Genomic DNA, 12983 nt, shown 5'->3' with positions numbered 1-12983 from the left:
CTCATGGAGATGCCCGTTGTCAACCGTTGCGAGGCCACCTCGTGCGTGTACAACCGTGACCGCAGGTGCCACGCGACCGCCATCACGGTCGGCGACCTGTCCCACGCGCACTGCGACACCTTCTTCACCACCGCGGGGCCGGGCGGCGACCAGCAGACCGTGGGCCGCGTGGGCGCGTGCAAGATGTACGACTGCCGGCACAACGTGGCGTTGGAGTGCCAGGCGCCCGGCATCGACATCGGTTACGTGCAGGACGAGGCCGACTGCATGACGTACGCGCCCGCCTGAGCCGGACGGGGCTCAGGCGGGCGGTGCTCAGGCGGGCGGGGCGTACCGGGCGATCGGGTTGACCAGGTCGCCGGCCGTCTGGAGCGCGGCCGACGGGTCGGCGAGGTCCACCATCTGCCGGTTGTCGCGCAGTTGCAGGCGGTTGAGGCACGAGAGCGCGAACGTCTCCGCGAACAGGTCGTGGCGCCGGAACCGCTCGGCGAGATGCGGCGCCGACCGCCGGTAGTCCGCCGCGCACTCGGCGACCGTGCGCCAGAACGCCTCCTCGCCGAGCACGCCGCCCGTGGCCAGGATCGCGTTGAGGAAGCGCAGGAAGCAGTCGAACACGTCGGTGAAGATCGACAGTAGCCGCATGTCCTCGGGCACCTCGGCGCGGATCCGCCCCACGCCGGGCGGCAGGTCCGTGTCCGGGTCCATCACCACGATCTCCTCGGCGATGTCCTTGAAGATCACCCGCTCCACCGCGCCGCCGTCGAGCACCAGGATCACGTTCTCGCCGTGCGGCATTAACGCGAGGCCGTACGCGTAGAAGGCGTGCAGCAGCGGGGTGAGATAGGCGTCGAGGTAGCGCCGCAGCCACACCTCGGGCGGCAGGCCCGACTGCTCGATCAGCGCCGCCGCGAACGACCGGCCTTCCTCGTCGACGTGCAGGAGGGAGGCCATGGTGGCCAGGCGCCTGCCCGGCTCCAGGCCCGCCACCGGGCTCTCCCGCCACAGCGCCGCGAGCATCTTCCGGTACGGCGAGTGGGGACGGGTGGCCGACTCGTACAGGCGGTCGCGGTAGCCGGCGGCGGCCCGCTCGCGGATGATCGTCAGGCGGGTGGCGCGGAAGACCTCGTCGTCCCGCAGCAGGCCGGCGAGCCAGTCGTTGATCGCCGGGGTGGCCTCCATGTACGCCGCGGACAGGCCGCGCATGAAGCCCATGTTGAGCACCGACAACGCGGTCTTCACGTAGTGCTTCGACGGCGCGCCGGCGTTGAAGAACGTGCGCACCGACTGCTGGGGGAGGTAGTCGTCGTCGCCGGGGCCCAGGCAGACCAGGCGCCGTGTGGCGACCGCCGCGGCGAAGGTGACCGACAGCTTGTTCCACCACTGCCACGGGTGGACCGGAAGGAGCAGGTAGTCGGTCATGTCGAGGCCGAGGCCGGTGAGCGTGCCCGCGAAGCGGGCGAGGGTCTCCTCGCCGAGTTCGCCGCGTGTCAGCCGCTCGTAGTCGATGTCGCCGGAGCAGGAGAACACGCAGTGGTCGCGGTGGGCGGCCAGCCAGATCAGGCGTACGGGGGCGGCGGCCTCGGGGGCGTACCGGTGGTGGTCGTCGATCCCGTAGCCGATCCGGCCGCTGTTGGCCACGAAGCACGGATGGCCCTCGGTCATCGCGGCCTCGATCTCCTGGAATCCGGCCTTCGCCAGTTCGTCCGCGCCGGCCGTGCGCCTGGTCAGCTTGTACGCGAGGCTCGCCAGCGTGGAGGAGATCTCCTCCAGGTAGACGGGGAGGATCTCGTCGGTCAGCCCGAGGGAGCCGCGCATCTCCACGACGAGGTCCAGTGCGTCGAGAGGCAGGGCCTCGCCCGTCGTGCGCTGCCGGGTGATCTCGCCGATGTGCCAGTGGTCGAGCGACAGCACCGTCGCGGTGAAGCGGTATTCCACGGCTCCGTCGTCGGACCGCACGGCGTACCGGCCGTCGCCGAGCGGGCGCGGGACGAGCAGCCGTTCGTGGGCGAACTCGGCGAGTGCCTTGCGGACCAGCCGCCGGTTGGCCTTCTCCCAGGTCGCCGGGGTGAGGTGGGCGACCGCCGCGACAGGATCGCCGGCAGGATCTCCGGCGAGGCTCCCGGCGGAGTGCTCGGCGGGGTTCTCGGCGGCGTCTCCGGTGGGGGTTCCGGCCGCATCGGCCGGATCGGCGGCGCGGTTTCCGGGGCCGGTCACCGGTGGATCCCCTCCCCCCGCACACCGGCCGCGACGCTCGCGGCGTGGAATCGCTCGCGCGTGCACACGCTCAGCAGGGCCTCCTTCTCGGGTTTGGCGATCACGCCGACGACCTCGAAGCCGACGGCCGCGTTCAGCGCGTGGACGGCGGTGTTGCGCACGTCGGGCTCGACGACCACCCGCCGCACCGCCGGGTCGGCGAACAGCATCTCCAGCACGGTGGTGATCACGGCGCGGGAGAAGCCGTGCACCGGGGTGCCGGTGGGCGCACAGAGGAAGTGCATGCCCACGTCGCCGTCCCGCGCGTCGTACCGGCCCGCCAGCTCGACCCGGGCGGGGTCGTACCGCTCGGCCAGGAAGGCCGGGCGCCCGTTCACCAGCCCGAGGTAGGCGTCGCGGTGCGGGTGCGCCACGATCCGGCGGTACTCCTCGGCGACCTCGGCGACGTCCGCGTCCCCCATCATCCAGAACACGGCCTTGGGGTGGGTCACCCAGGCGTGCACGATCTCCGCGTCGGCGTCGGGGTCGAGCCGGCGCAGGGCCAGTTCGCCGACCCCGTCGTGGACGCCGCGGAAGACGATCCCGCTCACGCGACCACCCCCTCGGGTGCGCCGAACTCCTGGAAGGCGATCGCCTTCTCGATGGGGTAGTGCTCGCGGCCGAGGATCTGGGCGATGATCCACGAGTTGCGGTACGGGCCCATGCCCAGGTCGGGAGAGGTGACGCTGTGCGCGTGGGTCGCGCCGTTCTGCACGAAGATCCCCCGCCCGGTGACGTCGACGCTGTAGTTCCTGGCCACGTCGAACCGGCCGCGCCGGTCCCACCGGATGCGGTCCCGTACGGGATCGAGGAAGGCGGGCGGCTCGTAGCGGTAGCCGGTGGCCAGCACGAGGCCCTGCGTGACGAGCGTGAAGTCGCGCTCCTGCTCCAGGTGGCGCAGGCCGAGCGTGTACTCGCCCCGGGCCGCGTCGTAGCCCGCGTCGCGCAGCTCGGTGCAGGTCAGCAGCCGCGCCGGGACCGGCCCGCCGACGGTCTTGGCGTACAGCAGGTCGTAGATCTCGTTGATCAACGCCGCGTCGATGCCCTTGTGCAGGCACTTCTGCTCGGCTTCGAGGCGGTAGCGGGTGTCCTCGGGCAGCGCGTGGAAGTAGTCCACGTAGTCCGGGGAGGTCATCTCCAGGGTCAGCTTGGTGTACTCCAGCGGGAAGAACCGCGGCGACCTCGTCACCCAGTTCAGCCGGTAGCCGTGGGTGTCGATGCCGGCCAGCAGGTCGCGGTAGATCTCGGCGGCGCTCTGCCCGCTGCCGACGACCGTGATGCTCTCCTTGGCGAGCAGGTCCTCCTTGCGCGCGAGGTACTCGCTGTTGTGGACGACGCCGCCGCCGAGGCCGCGGCAGGGCTCGGGCACGTACGGCGGGGTGCCGGTGCCGAGCACGAGGTGCGGGGCGCGGTGCTCGCTCCGCTCGCCGGTGTCCGTCAGCGCGTGGACGACGTAGCACCCGTCCGCCTCGTCGTACGTCACGGAGGTCACCCGGTGGCCGAAGCGGACGCTCCGCAGCCGCCCGGCGGCCCACCTGCAGTACGCGTCGTACTCGGCGCGGAGCTGGTAGAAGTTCTCCCGGATGTAGAAGGGGTAGAGCCTGCCGGTCTCCTTGAGGTAGTTCAGGAAGGAGTACGGCGAGGTCGGGTCGGCCAGCGTGACGAGGTCGGCGATGAACGGCGTCTGCAGCGTGACCGAGTCGAGCATCATCCCCGGATGCCAGGCGAAGCCGGGCCTCGCCTCCAGGAACAGCCCGTCGAGCCCGGCGACCGGCTCGGCCAGGCAGGCGAGGCCCAGGTTGAACGGCCCCAGCCCGATGGCGACGAAATCATGGGCGGACATGCGTTTCTCCCTGGTGGTCAGCTACTGGACGGGGCGGCGAGCGGCACGAGGTCGTCCACGTGGCGCTGGGCGTGACCGGCGAGGAGATCGAGGACGTACGCGACGTCGTCCCGCGTGGTCTCCGGGTTGAGCAGGGTGAACTTCAGGTAGTGGCGGCCGTCGACGGTCGTCCCCGCGACGACGGCCTCGCCGGAGGCGGCCAGCGCCTCCCGGGCGTACAGGTTGGCGTCGTCGGCCAGTTCGCGGCCCGGGCCCTCCGGCGGCAGGTAGCGGAAGACCAGCGTGCTGAGCGGCGACCGCGTGACGACCTCGAAGCGCGGGTCCGCGGCGACCATGTCGTACGCCTCGCCCGCGAGGTCCACCACCTGGTCGAACAGCTCGCCGACCGCGTCCGCGCCCATCACGCGCAGGGTCAGCCAGAGCTTCAGCGCGTCGAAGCGGCGGGTGGTCTGCAGGCTCTTGTCCACCTGGTTGGGGATCCCCCGCTCGGCCATCCGCAGCGGGTTGAGGTAGTCGGCGTGGTGGGCCGCGTGCCGCAGCACCGCGCCGTCCCGCACCAGCAGCGCGCTCGAGCTGACCGGCTGGAAGAAGGACTTGTGGAAGTCGACCGTGACCGAGTCGGCCCGCTCGATCCCGTCGAGCAGGTGCCGCCGTCTGCGGGAGACCAGCAGCCCGCAGCCGTACGCCGCGTCCACGTGCAGCCACACCCCGGCCGCCGCGCACAGCCGGGAGATCTCCGGCAGCGGGTCGATCGAGCCGAAGTCGGTGGTGCCCGCGGTGGCTGCGACGGCCATGACCGTCAGCCCGGCACGGCGGCAACGGTCGAGTTCGCGGGCGAGCCCGCCGGGCCGCATGCGCCGCTCCGCGTCGGTCTCCACGGCGACGACCGCCTCCGGCCCGAGGCCCAGCAGGGTCGCCGCCTTGCGCACGCTGAAGTGGCCCGCCTCCGACGTGATCACCCGTAGCCGGGACAGCGGCACCCCGGCGGCGCGGGCCTCCTCGCGGGCGAGGAACAGCGCCTGGAGGTTCGACTGGGTGCCGCCGCTGGTGAAGACGCCGTCGGCGGCGGGGCCGAAGCCGATGCGGCCAGCCGTCCACTCCACCAGGCGGCGCTCGATGAGCGTGCCCCCCGCGCTCTGGTCCCAGGTGTCGAGCGAGGAGTTGACCGCCGACAGGACCACCTCGCCCAGCAGCGCGGGGAGCACCACCGGGCAGTTGAGGTGGGCGAGATAGCGGGGGTGGTGGAAGTAGACGGCGTCGCGCAGATAGACCCGTTCGAGCTCGTCGAGCGCGGCGGCGTGGTCGTGCAACGGCCGTTCGAGGTCGATCGCGGCGATCTCCGGCGCGAGCCGCGCCGGAGCGACGCCGCTGAACGGCCGTTCGGTCCGGCCGACCCGGCCGGCCACGCGGGTGGTCCCGGCGGCCATCGCGCTCCGGTATCCCTCCACGGTGTGGTCGTTGAGCAGATACGACCGCGCGTCTCCGGCGCGGGGATGGGTCATGGTCATCCTTAGTTAGTTAGGCTAGGCAAACCTAAGTCGGTGGAGCGCGGACGGGGGCCCGGGTGATTTCCGGTGAGATACGGGTCAGCCGAGCTTCTTGGCGTTCCGGATCGCCGTCGCCAGGTTCTCCAGGATCGGCGCGGCGCCCGCGTACGAGAAGCGCGGCACCGGGTCCCAGGCGGCGACCTGGCCGGCCTTGACCGCCGGCAGCTTGGGCCAGGCGGGCTTGGCCTCAAGGTCCTTGGGCTGCAGCGCGGTGGGCCGGTTGTCGAGCAGGATCAGGTCGGCGTCGTACTTGCCGGCGTTCTCCCAGCTGAGGTTCTCGTAGTAGCCGCCGTCGCCGGGCTTCTCGGGCTCGACGACCTCGACCCCCAGCTCCGCGAAGTACATCAGGTCGGTGTTGACCTTCGGATTGGAGACGTACAGCACGTCGGGGCTGCCGGAGGCGGCCATCACCTTGATCCCGGGGTTCTCGGCGACCGCCTTGCGCACGCTGTCGGCCGCGGCCTCGAACCTCGCCTTGGCCTGGGCGACGCCGGGGGACTTCAGGTCGGCGCCGAGGGTCTCGGCGAGGGCCGCGTAACGCTCGATCGTCTCGGTCATCGGCACCCGGGCGGCGCTGACGGCGACCGTGGGGGCGAGCTTGACGATCTTGTCCTTGCTCTCGTCCGGCACGTACCACAGCGCGCCGGGGTCGTACATGTGGGTGACGAGCAGGTCGGGGCGCAGCGCCGCGTACTTCTCGATGTTGAACTCGCCCCAGACGTTGCCGAGGATCGTCACCTTGTCCACGTCCAGGTCGCCCGCCTGCGGCTCCGGCGAGCCGTCGGCGCGCTTGGTCTCGCCGAACACGCCGACGAGCTTGTCCTGCAACCCGTAGTCGGCGAGGGCCGCCGCCGTGCCGGTGAACGCCACCACCCGCGCCGGGACCCCCGCCGCCGTGGCCGTCTCCTTCCTGTCGTCGGTGAAGGACCACGCCCCGGCGCTCGCACCGGCGGCGGCGCCCTGGCTCGCGCCGGCGCTCTGACCTGCGGAGGAAGGGGCGGAACCGCCCGATCCGCAGGCCGCCAGCGCCAGCGTGAGGGCGGCGGCTCCGCCCGCGGCGAAGAGCCCGCGACGGGACATGGTGGTGTTCAGGTTTCGCACGGTTCGTCTTTCTCTCGCACAGTCATCCCCCCTTGGACAGATAGACGGGGGACAGATCGATTGTTAGGTTACCCTTACCTAAGTTCTTGTCCAGAGGGGCGATCGGAATTCGTCCCCCGCCCCGATGGAGCCGGCCGTGGTCGTCACCGAGTCCTCGCAGATCAGCGGGCCCGCGCGGGTGCCGCGAAAACATCCGGCGAGGGCCCGTCCGGTGGCCACGGTGCTCGGCCCGGCGCTCGCGCTGCTCGCCGTCCTCGTGCTGAGCCTCGGGCTCGGCGCCCGGCCGATGTCCCCGGCCGAGGTCTGGCAGGGGCTCGTGGACACCGGATCCGGCGCGTACACGGTGGTGCACGAGATGCGGCTGCCCCGCACCCTGCTCGGGCTGCTCGCGGGCGCGGCGCTGGGCGTGGCGGGCGGGGTCATGCAGGCGCTGACCCGCAACCCGCTCGCCGACCCCGGCCTGCTGGGCATCAACGCGGGGGCCTCCGCGGCGGTGGCGACGGCCGCCGGACTGCTGGGCGTGGCGACGTTCCAGGGCTACGTCTGGTTCGCGCTGGCCGGCGCGGCGGCCGTGTCCGTGCTCGTGTACGGCGTGGGCGGCGGGCGGGCGGCCACCCCGGCGCGGCTGGCGCTCGCGGGAGCCGCGATCAACGCCGCGCTCTACTCGTACGTGAACGGGACGATGCTGCTCGACGCGGCCTCGCTGGAGACGATGCGCTTCTGGACGGTCGGCTCGCTCGCGGGCGCGCAGAGCGGGACGGTGGCCATGGTCGCGCCGTTCGTCGCGGCGGGGCTGCTGCTGGCCCTGGCCCTGGCCCGGCCGCTCAACGCGCTCGCCCTCGGCGACGACTCCGCCCGGTCGCTCGGCGCGCGTCCCGCCGTGATCCGTACGGCCGCCATCGTGGCCGTGACGCTGCTGTGCGGGGCGGCGACGGCGGCCTGCGGGCCGATCGTCTTCGTCGGGCTCATGGTGCCACACCTCGTGAAGACGCTGACCGGCCCCGACCTGCGCCGGCTGCTGCCCTGCTGCGCGGTGCTCGCGCCCGCGCTGCTGCTCGGCGCGGACGTGCTCGGGCGCATCGTGGCACGGCCCGGCGAGTTGCAGGCGGGCATCGTCACGGCGGTGCTCGGCGGCCCGCTGTTCCTGTACTTCGTGCGAAGGAAGGTGCGGGCATGAGGCCGGAATCCGCGTGCGGGCGGGCGGCGTGGGAGAGGTGCGGCCGGTGAGCGTGGTCCGCGCCGCCGCCGGGCGGCCCGTCGTGGCCGGGATCGTCGCCGTACGCCCCCGGGCCGTGGCGGTGGGGATCGGCTGCCTGCTGCTGGCCCTCGCCTTCGGCGTGCTCACGGTCGGCGGCGGCGACTACCCGATGAGCCCGGCGGACGTGCTGCGCACCCTCGCGGGCGGCGGCGGCCCGGCCGAGGACTTCGTCGTACGCGAACTCCGGCTGCCCCGGGTGGTGACCGCGCTGGTCGTGGGCGCGGCCCTCGCGCTGGCCGGCGCGATCTTCCAGGCGCTCGTGCGCAATCCGCTCGGCAGCCCCGACCTGCTCGGCTTCACCCAGGGCGCGGCGACGGGCGCGCTCCTGGTGGTGGTCGCGGGCGGCGGCAGCGCGGCCCTCGCGGGCGGCGCGGTGCTCGGCGGCGTCGTCACCGGAGTGGTGATCTACCTCCTGGCCTGGCGCGGGGGCCTGCACGGGCACCGCCTCGTGCTGGTGGGCATCGGCGCCACCGCGGTCCTCACGGGAGTCAACGGCTATCTGCTGACCCGCGGACGGCTCATGGAGGCGGCCCGCGCCATGCTGTGGCTCACCGGCAGCCTGGACGGCCGCGGCTGGGAGGACGCTCTCCCCCTGCTCGCCGCGACGGCGGTGCTGGTTCCGGTGGTGCTGCTCGGCTGCGCGCGACCCCTGGCGATCACCGAGATGGGCGACGACCTGGCCCGCGGCCTCGGTGTGCGGGTGCAGGGACTGCGACTCGTCCTGACGGCGGCGGCCGTGCTGCTCGCCTCCCTCGCGGCGGCGGCCGCCGGACCGGTGTCGTTCGTGGCGCTCACCGCGCCGCATCTGGCCCGGCGGATGACCCGGACCCCCGGGCCCAACCTGCTCACCGCGGCCTGCGTGGGCGCCGCGCTGCTGACCGGCGCCGACCTCGCGGCGCAACGACTGTTCGGAGACCACCAGTTGCCGGTGGGAGTGGTGACGGGCGTGCTCGGCGGCGGCTACCTCGTCTGGCTGCTCGCCGCCCAGCGGAAGGCGGGCCGGATTTGACCAGGACGAACGGAAACGGAGTGATGACGTGGTGAGCGGCGCGGTGGAGGCCGTGCGGGGCGACGGGCCCCGGTTGCGCGGCGACGCGCTGACCCTCGCGTACGACGGGCGGGTCGTGGTGGAAGGGCTGGACGTCGCCATCCCGGACCGGTCCTTCACGGTCGTCGTGGGGCCCAACGCCTGCGGCAAGTCCACCCTGCTGCGGGCGCTGGCACGCACGCTCAGGCCGTCCGCCGGGGCGGTGCTGCTCGACGGACGGGACGTCACCTCGCTGCCCGCGAGGAAGGTCGCGCGCACCCTCGGCCTGCTGCCGCAGACGTCGGTCGCGCCTGACGGGATCACGGTCGCCGAGCTGGTCGGCCGCGGCCGGTATCCCCACCAACGGCTGCTGCGCCAGTGGTCGGCGGACGACGAACGGGTCGTGGGGGAGTCGATGGCCGCCACCGGGGTCGCCGACCTCGCCGGACGCCTGGTCGACGAGTTGTCCGGCGGCCAGCGGCAACGGGTGTGGATCGCGATGGCGCTGGCGCAGGAGACGCCGCTGCTGCTGCTGGACGAGCCGACGACCTACCTCGACATCGCCCACCAGATCGAGATCCTCGACCTGTGCGCCCGGCTGCACGAGGAGCGGGGGCGCACGCTCGTGGCCGTGCTCCACGACCTCAACCACGCCGCGCGCTACGCCACCCATCTGATCGCGATGCGCGGCGGGCGCGTCGTGGCCTCCGGCGCTCCCGCCGAGGTGATGACCGCCGGCCTGGTGGAGGAGGTCTTCGGCCTCCCCTGCCGGGTGATCGACGATCCGGAGACCGGCACTCCGCTGGTCGTCCCAGCCGCCCGCCGCCGTACGGGGGAGAAGGAGTCGTGAGCGTGCGGATCTACCGCGATCGGTGGGGCATCCCCCACCTGCGCGCGGGCGACGCCCGCGAACTGGCCTACGCCCAGGGGTTCGTCACCGCGGTGGACCGGGCCTGGCAGCTCGAGGTCGAGCGGCTCCGCGGGGCCGGCACCTCGGCGGCCGTCCTCGGCGCGGACGCCGTCCCGTGGGACCGGTTCGTACGGCAGGTCCGGCTGGACGACACCGCCCGGCGCTGCCTCCGGGCGCTCGACGCGGACACCGCGGCATGGGTGGGCGCGTACGTGGACGGCGTCAACGCGGGCCTGCCCGAGGGAGCCCGCCGCGCCCCGGAGTTCCGGGCGGCAGGGCAGGCGGGGAACGCGGCCGGTCACGACGAGACAGAGCCCGCCGGGGACGACGGCGCTGCAGGAGACGGCGCGGCCGCGCTCGTGCCGGGCCGGTGGGAGCCGTGGACGCCGCTGGCGGTCTGGCTGTCGCACCACGTCCTGTTCGCGCACGTCCCGGCGAAACTGTGGCGTGAGGCCGTCACCGCCCGGCTCGGCGCGGAGACCGTGGCGCTGTTCGCCACCGACGGGCCGGGCACCTCCGGAAGCAACGGCTGGCTGGTCCCCGGCGACCGCACCCGCACGGGGGCGCCGATCATCGCCGGAGACCCGCACCGGATCATCGAGGACCCCGGCTTCTATCAGCAGATTCGCCTGGCCTGCCCGGAGTTCGACGTGGCCGGGCTGGCCGTGCCGGGAGTTCCGGGCATCGCCCATTTCGGGCACGCGGGGACGGTCGCCTGGGCGATCACCAACGCCATGGCCGACTACCAGGACCTCTTCCGCGAACGCCTCCGGCGCCGGGACGGCCGCGTCGAGGCGCTCGGCCCGGCCGGCTGGCGGCCCGCCACCGCCCACACCGAGGTCGTCGAGGTCGCCGGAGGCGAGCCCGTCGAGGTGGAGGTGATCGAGACCGAACGCGGCCCGGTCGTCATGGGCGAGCCACCCCGGCCGTACGGGCCCGCGCGGCAGGAGACGAAGGGACGCGCTCCTCGCGACCGGGACACCGGGCGGGAAGGCGGGTCGCCTACCGGCCACGCGGGCGAGTGGGAGGACGGCCCGGACAGCGGACAGGACGCCGCGCAGGATCCCGGGCGTGAGGGTGAGCCGGATGCCGGGCGCGAGGACGAGCGCGCGGGCGAGTGGGAGGGGGTGAGCCTGCGGTACCCGCCGCGGGTGTTCCACGACCTGGGATTCGCGACGCTTCCCGCCCTGCTGCGGGCCAGGACCGTGGCCGACGTCGACCGGGCGTTCGACCGGTGGGTGGAGCCCGTCAACGTCGTGCTCGCCGCGGACACCGGCGGCGGCCTGCTGCACCGCGTCGCCGGTCTGGTGCCCGTCCGCCACCCCGGCAACTCGCAGCGGGTCGTGCCCGCCTGGGAGCCCGGCCACGAGTGGCGCGGCAGGCACGCGCCGATGCCCCGCCGGGAGGTCACCGGGATCACGGTGATGGCCAACGAACGAGGAATCTCGGCTCCCTTCGGCGTCGAGTTCGCCCCGCCGTACCGGGCCGACCGGATCAGGGCCCTCCTGGAGGCCGCCCCCGTCTGGTCCGCCGGGGACATGGCGGCGATCCACACCGACACGCTCCTGCCAGGCGCGCGGCCGCTGCTGGGGCTGCTGGCCGGGCTGACCGGGCTCGGTCCCGGCGCCGTACGCCTCCGGGACCGGCTCACCGGCTGGGACCGGCGGATGGACGCGGACAGCGTCGCCGCCGCTGCGTACGCGGATGTGCGTGCCGAGGTGGTGCGGCGCCTGGCGGCCCATCCCGCGCTCGCGCCGCTGGCCGACCTGTCGCACCCGCTCCAGCCCGAACAGGCGCACAGCCCGGATACGAGCACTCCCGTGGAGGCTCGTCCCGCACAGGCCGGCGCCGCGAAGGCCCGTCCCATGCCCACCGCTCGTCCCACGCAGGCCGGCGGCGGGCCGCCCGTTGACGGTGATCGGGAGGCGCCGGGTGAAGGTGTCGCCTGTCCGGAGGTGTTCCGGCCGTGGCTGGTGGCGGCTCCCCGGATCGCGCACGCCCTGGAGACCCTGCTGACTACCGACCGGCTCCCCGGGCTCGGCACTGACGATCTGGCCGAGATCGCGCGGGCCGCGCTGGAGGACGTGGCGGCTCGCGGCGAGACCGGCGTCCGGTGGGGTGACCTGCACCGGCTCGTCCCCTGGCGGGCGCTGCCCGCCCCGGCGGCCACTCCGTCGGACCCCTCCGGCGCCGCGCAGGCGGAGCCGGGGGTCTCGGGTGACCACGGTTGTGTGCTGTGCACGTCCAGCGTGCCGGGTGTCACCCATCACTGCGCCCGCGGCCCGGCCGCCCGCTACGTCTGGGACCTCGCGCGGCGCGACGCGAGTCTCTGGGTCGTCCCGTTCGGCGCGAGCGGCGTGCCGGGCGACCCCCACCACCGTGACCAGCAGCCGCTGTGGGTGCGCGGCGAACTCGTGCCCCTGGTCACCGACTGGACCCTGCTGACGGAGGAACGACATGATCTCTGAGGCTTCCGCCCTGCGGGCCGCCGTGTACGAGCAGGTGGTGACCGGGTTTGGCACCGTCCGCATCGTCCCGGTGGACCCGGCGGCCGACGCCGCTCTGATCCACTCGTGGGTCACCCAGGAGCGGGCGAGGTTCTGGGGCATGCTCGACGCGAGCCCCGAGCGGGTCCTAGAGATCTACGACTACCTGGACGGGCTGACCACCCACCACGCCTACCTCGTCCACCGGGACGACCGGCCGGTGGCGCTCCTCCAGACCTACGAGCCGGAGGCGGACCCCGTCGGCGAGTGCTACGACGTCCGGCCGGGCGACTTCGGTGTCCACCTGCTGGTCGGCCCGGCCGCCGGGGAGGGTGAGCGCGGCTTCACCGGCGCGCTGCTGTCCGCCCTCCTGGCGTACGCGTTCTCCGATCCCGCCCACACCCGGATCGTCGCCGAGCCGGACGCCCGCAACGAGAAGGTGATCGGCCGCATGCTGCGGACCGGTTTCACGCTCGGGCCCGAGATCGACCTGCCGGACAAGCGCGCCCGGCTGCTCTTCCTGACCCGAGACGACCGCTGAGAACCAAGGAGTACGCA

11 protein-coding genes are annotated in these 12983 nt (G+C 73.4%); 6 read left to right on the top strand and 5 right to left on the bottom strand.

Going from position 1 to position 12983, the window contains the following annotated elements:
- Positions 1-3 precede the first annotated feature (3 nt).
- Positions 4-288: a DUF1540 domain-containing protein gene (locus HHX40_RS20025; RefSeq protein ID WP_182875976.1), complete on the top strand. Its 285-nt coding sequence runs from the start codon at positions 4-6 to the stop codon at positions 286-288.
- 27 nt (positions 289-315) lie between these two features.
- Here HHX40_RS20025 and HHX40_RS20020 read toward each other — a convergent pair whose 3' ends face one another.
- The 5 genes from HHX40_RS20020 to HHX40_RS20000 form a co-directional block, all read right to left on the bottom strand.
- Complete coding sequence (locus HHX40_RS20020) at positions 316-2214, bottom strand: IucA/IucC family protein (protein WP_182881826.1); 1899 nt, start codon at positions 2212-2214, stop codon at positions 316-318.
- Positions 2211-2804, bottom strand: a complete 594-nt coding sequence (locus HHX40_RS20015) for a GNAT family N-acetyltransferase (protein ID WP_182881825.1) — start codon at positions 2802-2804, stop codon at positions 2211-2213. The genes HHX40_RS20020 and HHX40_RS20015 overlap by 4 nt, the downstream gene beginning before the upstream one ends.
- The gene (locus tag HHX40_RS20010; protein WP_182881824.1) at positions 2801-4096 is read right to left on the bottom strand and encodes a lysine N(6)-hydroxylase/L-ornithine N(5)-oxygenase family protein; all 1296 of its coding nucleotides are present in this window, start codon (positions 4094-4096) and stop codon (positions 2801-2803) included. Before HHX40_RS20010 ends, HHX40_RS20015 begins: the two co-directional genes overlap by 4 nt.
- Positions 4097-4113: 17 nt before the next feature.
- Positions 4114-5598: a pyridoxal phosphate-dependent decarboxylase family protein gene (locus tag HHX40_RS20005; RefSeq protein WP_208758811.1), complete on the bottom strand. Its 1485-nt coding sequence runs from the start codon at positions 5596-5598 to the stop codon at positions 4114-4116.
- 84 nt (positions 5599-5682) lie between these two features.
- Positions 5683-6744 (bottom strand): ABC transporter substrate-binding protein, encoded by a 1062-nt coding sequence (locus HHX40_RS20000; RefSeq protein ID WP_310738198.1) that lies wholly within the window; start codon positions 6742-6744, stop codon positions 5683-5685.
- A 136-nt stretch (positions 6745-6880) separates the two neighbouring features.
- On the opposite strand from HHX40_RS20000, the gene HHX40_RS19995 reads away from it, so the two are divergent.
- The 5 genes from HHX40_RS19995 to HHX40_RS19975 are packed head-to-tail and all read left to right on the top strand — an operon-like array spanning position 6881 to position 12966.
- Positions 6881-7921 carry a FecCD family ABC transporter permease gene (locus HHX40_RS19995; protein WP_310738197.1) on the top strand — a complete coding sequence of 347 codons (1041 nt, stop codon included), beginning with the start codon at positions 6881-6883 and terminating at the stop codon, positions 7919-7921.
- 46 nt (positions 7922-7967) lie between these two features.
- Positions 7968-9011 carry a FecCD family ABC transporter permease gene (locus HHX40_RS19990; RefSeq protein WP_310738196.1) on the top strand — a complete coding sequence of 348 codons (1044 nt, stop codon included), beginning with the start codon at positions 7968-7970 and terminating at the stop codon, positions 9009-9011.
- A 28-nt stretch (positions 9012-9039) separates the two neighbouring features.
- Positions 9040-9879: an ABC transporter ATP-binding protein gene (locus tag HHX40_RS19985; protein WP_310738195.1), complete on the top strand. Its 840-nt coding sequence runs from the start codon at positions 9040-9042 to the stop codon at positions 9877-9879.
- Positions 9876-12407, top strand: coding sequence for a penicillin acylase family protein (locus HHX40_RS19980; protein ID WP_220499349.1), 2532 nt, complete (start codon positions 9876-9878; stop codon positions 12405-12407). Before HHX40_RS19985 ends, HHX40_RS19980 begins: the two co-directional genes overlap by 4 nt.
- The gene (locus tag HHX40_RS19975) at positions 12397-12966 is read left to right on the top strand and encodes a GNAT family N-acetyltransferase (RefSeq protein WP_182881822.1); all 570 of its coding nucleotides are present in this window, start codon (positions 12397-12399) and stop codon (positions 12964-12966) included. Before HHX40_RS19980 ends, HHX40_RS19975 begins: the two co-directional genes overlap by 11 nt.
- Positions 12967-12983 lie beyond the last annotated feature (17 nt).

The organism is Microbispora sp. H10949, assembly GCF_014161435.1.
In the GTDB taxonomy this organism is placed as follows: domain Bacteria; phylum Actinomycetota; class Actinomycetes; order Streptosporangiales; family Streptosporangiaceae; genus Microbispora; species Microbispora triticiradicis.
Note: the sequence above shows the minus strand (reverse complement) of the source record. Positions and strands in the feature narration are given on the sequence as shown.

Bases quoted from the DNA above. Each gene is read 5' to 3' on its own strand.
- HHX40_RS20010 (WP_182881824.1), bottom strand. From the start codon at position 4,096: ATGTCCGCCCATGATTTCGTCGCCATCGGGCTGGGGCCGTTCAACCTG.
- HHX40_RS20005 (WP_208758811.1), bottom strand. From the start codon at position 5,598: ATGACCCATCCCCGCGCCGGAGACGCGCGGTCGTATCTGCTCAACGAC.
- HHX40_RS19975 (WP_182881822.1), top strand. From the start codon at position 12,397: ATGATCTCTGAGGCTTCCGCCCTGCGGGCCGCCGTGTACGAGCAGGTG.
- HHX40_RS20025 (WP_182875976.1), top strand. From the start codon at position 4: ATGGAGATGCCCGTTGTCAACCGTTGCGAGGCCACCTCGTGCGTGTAC.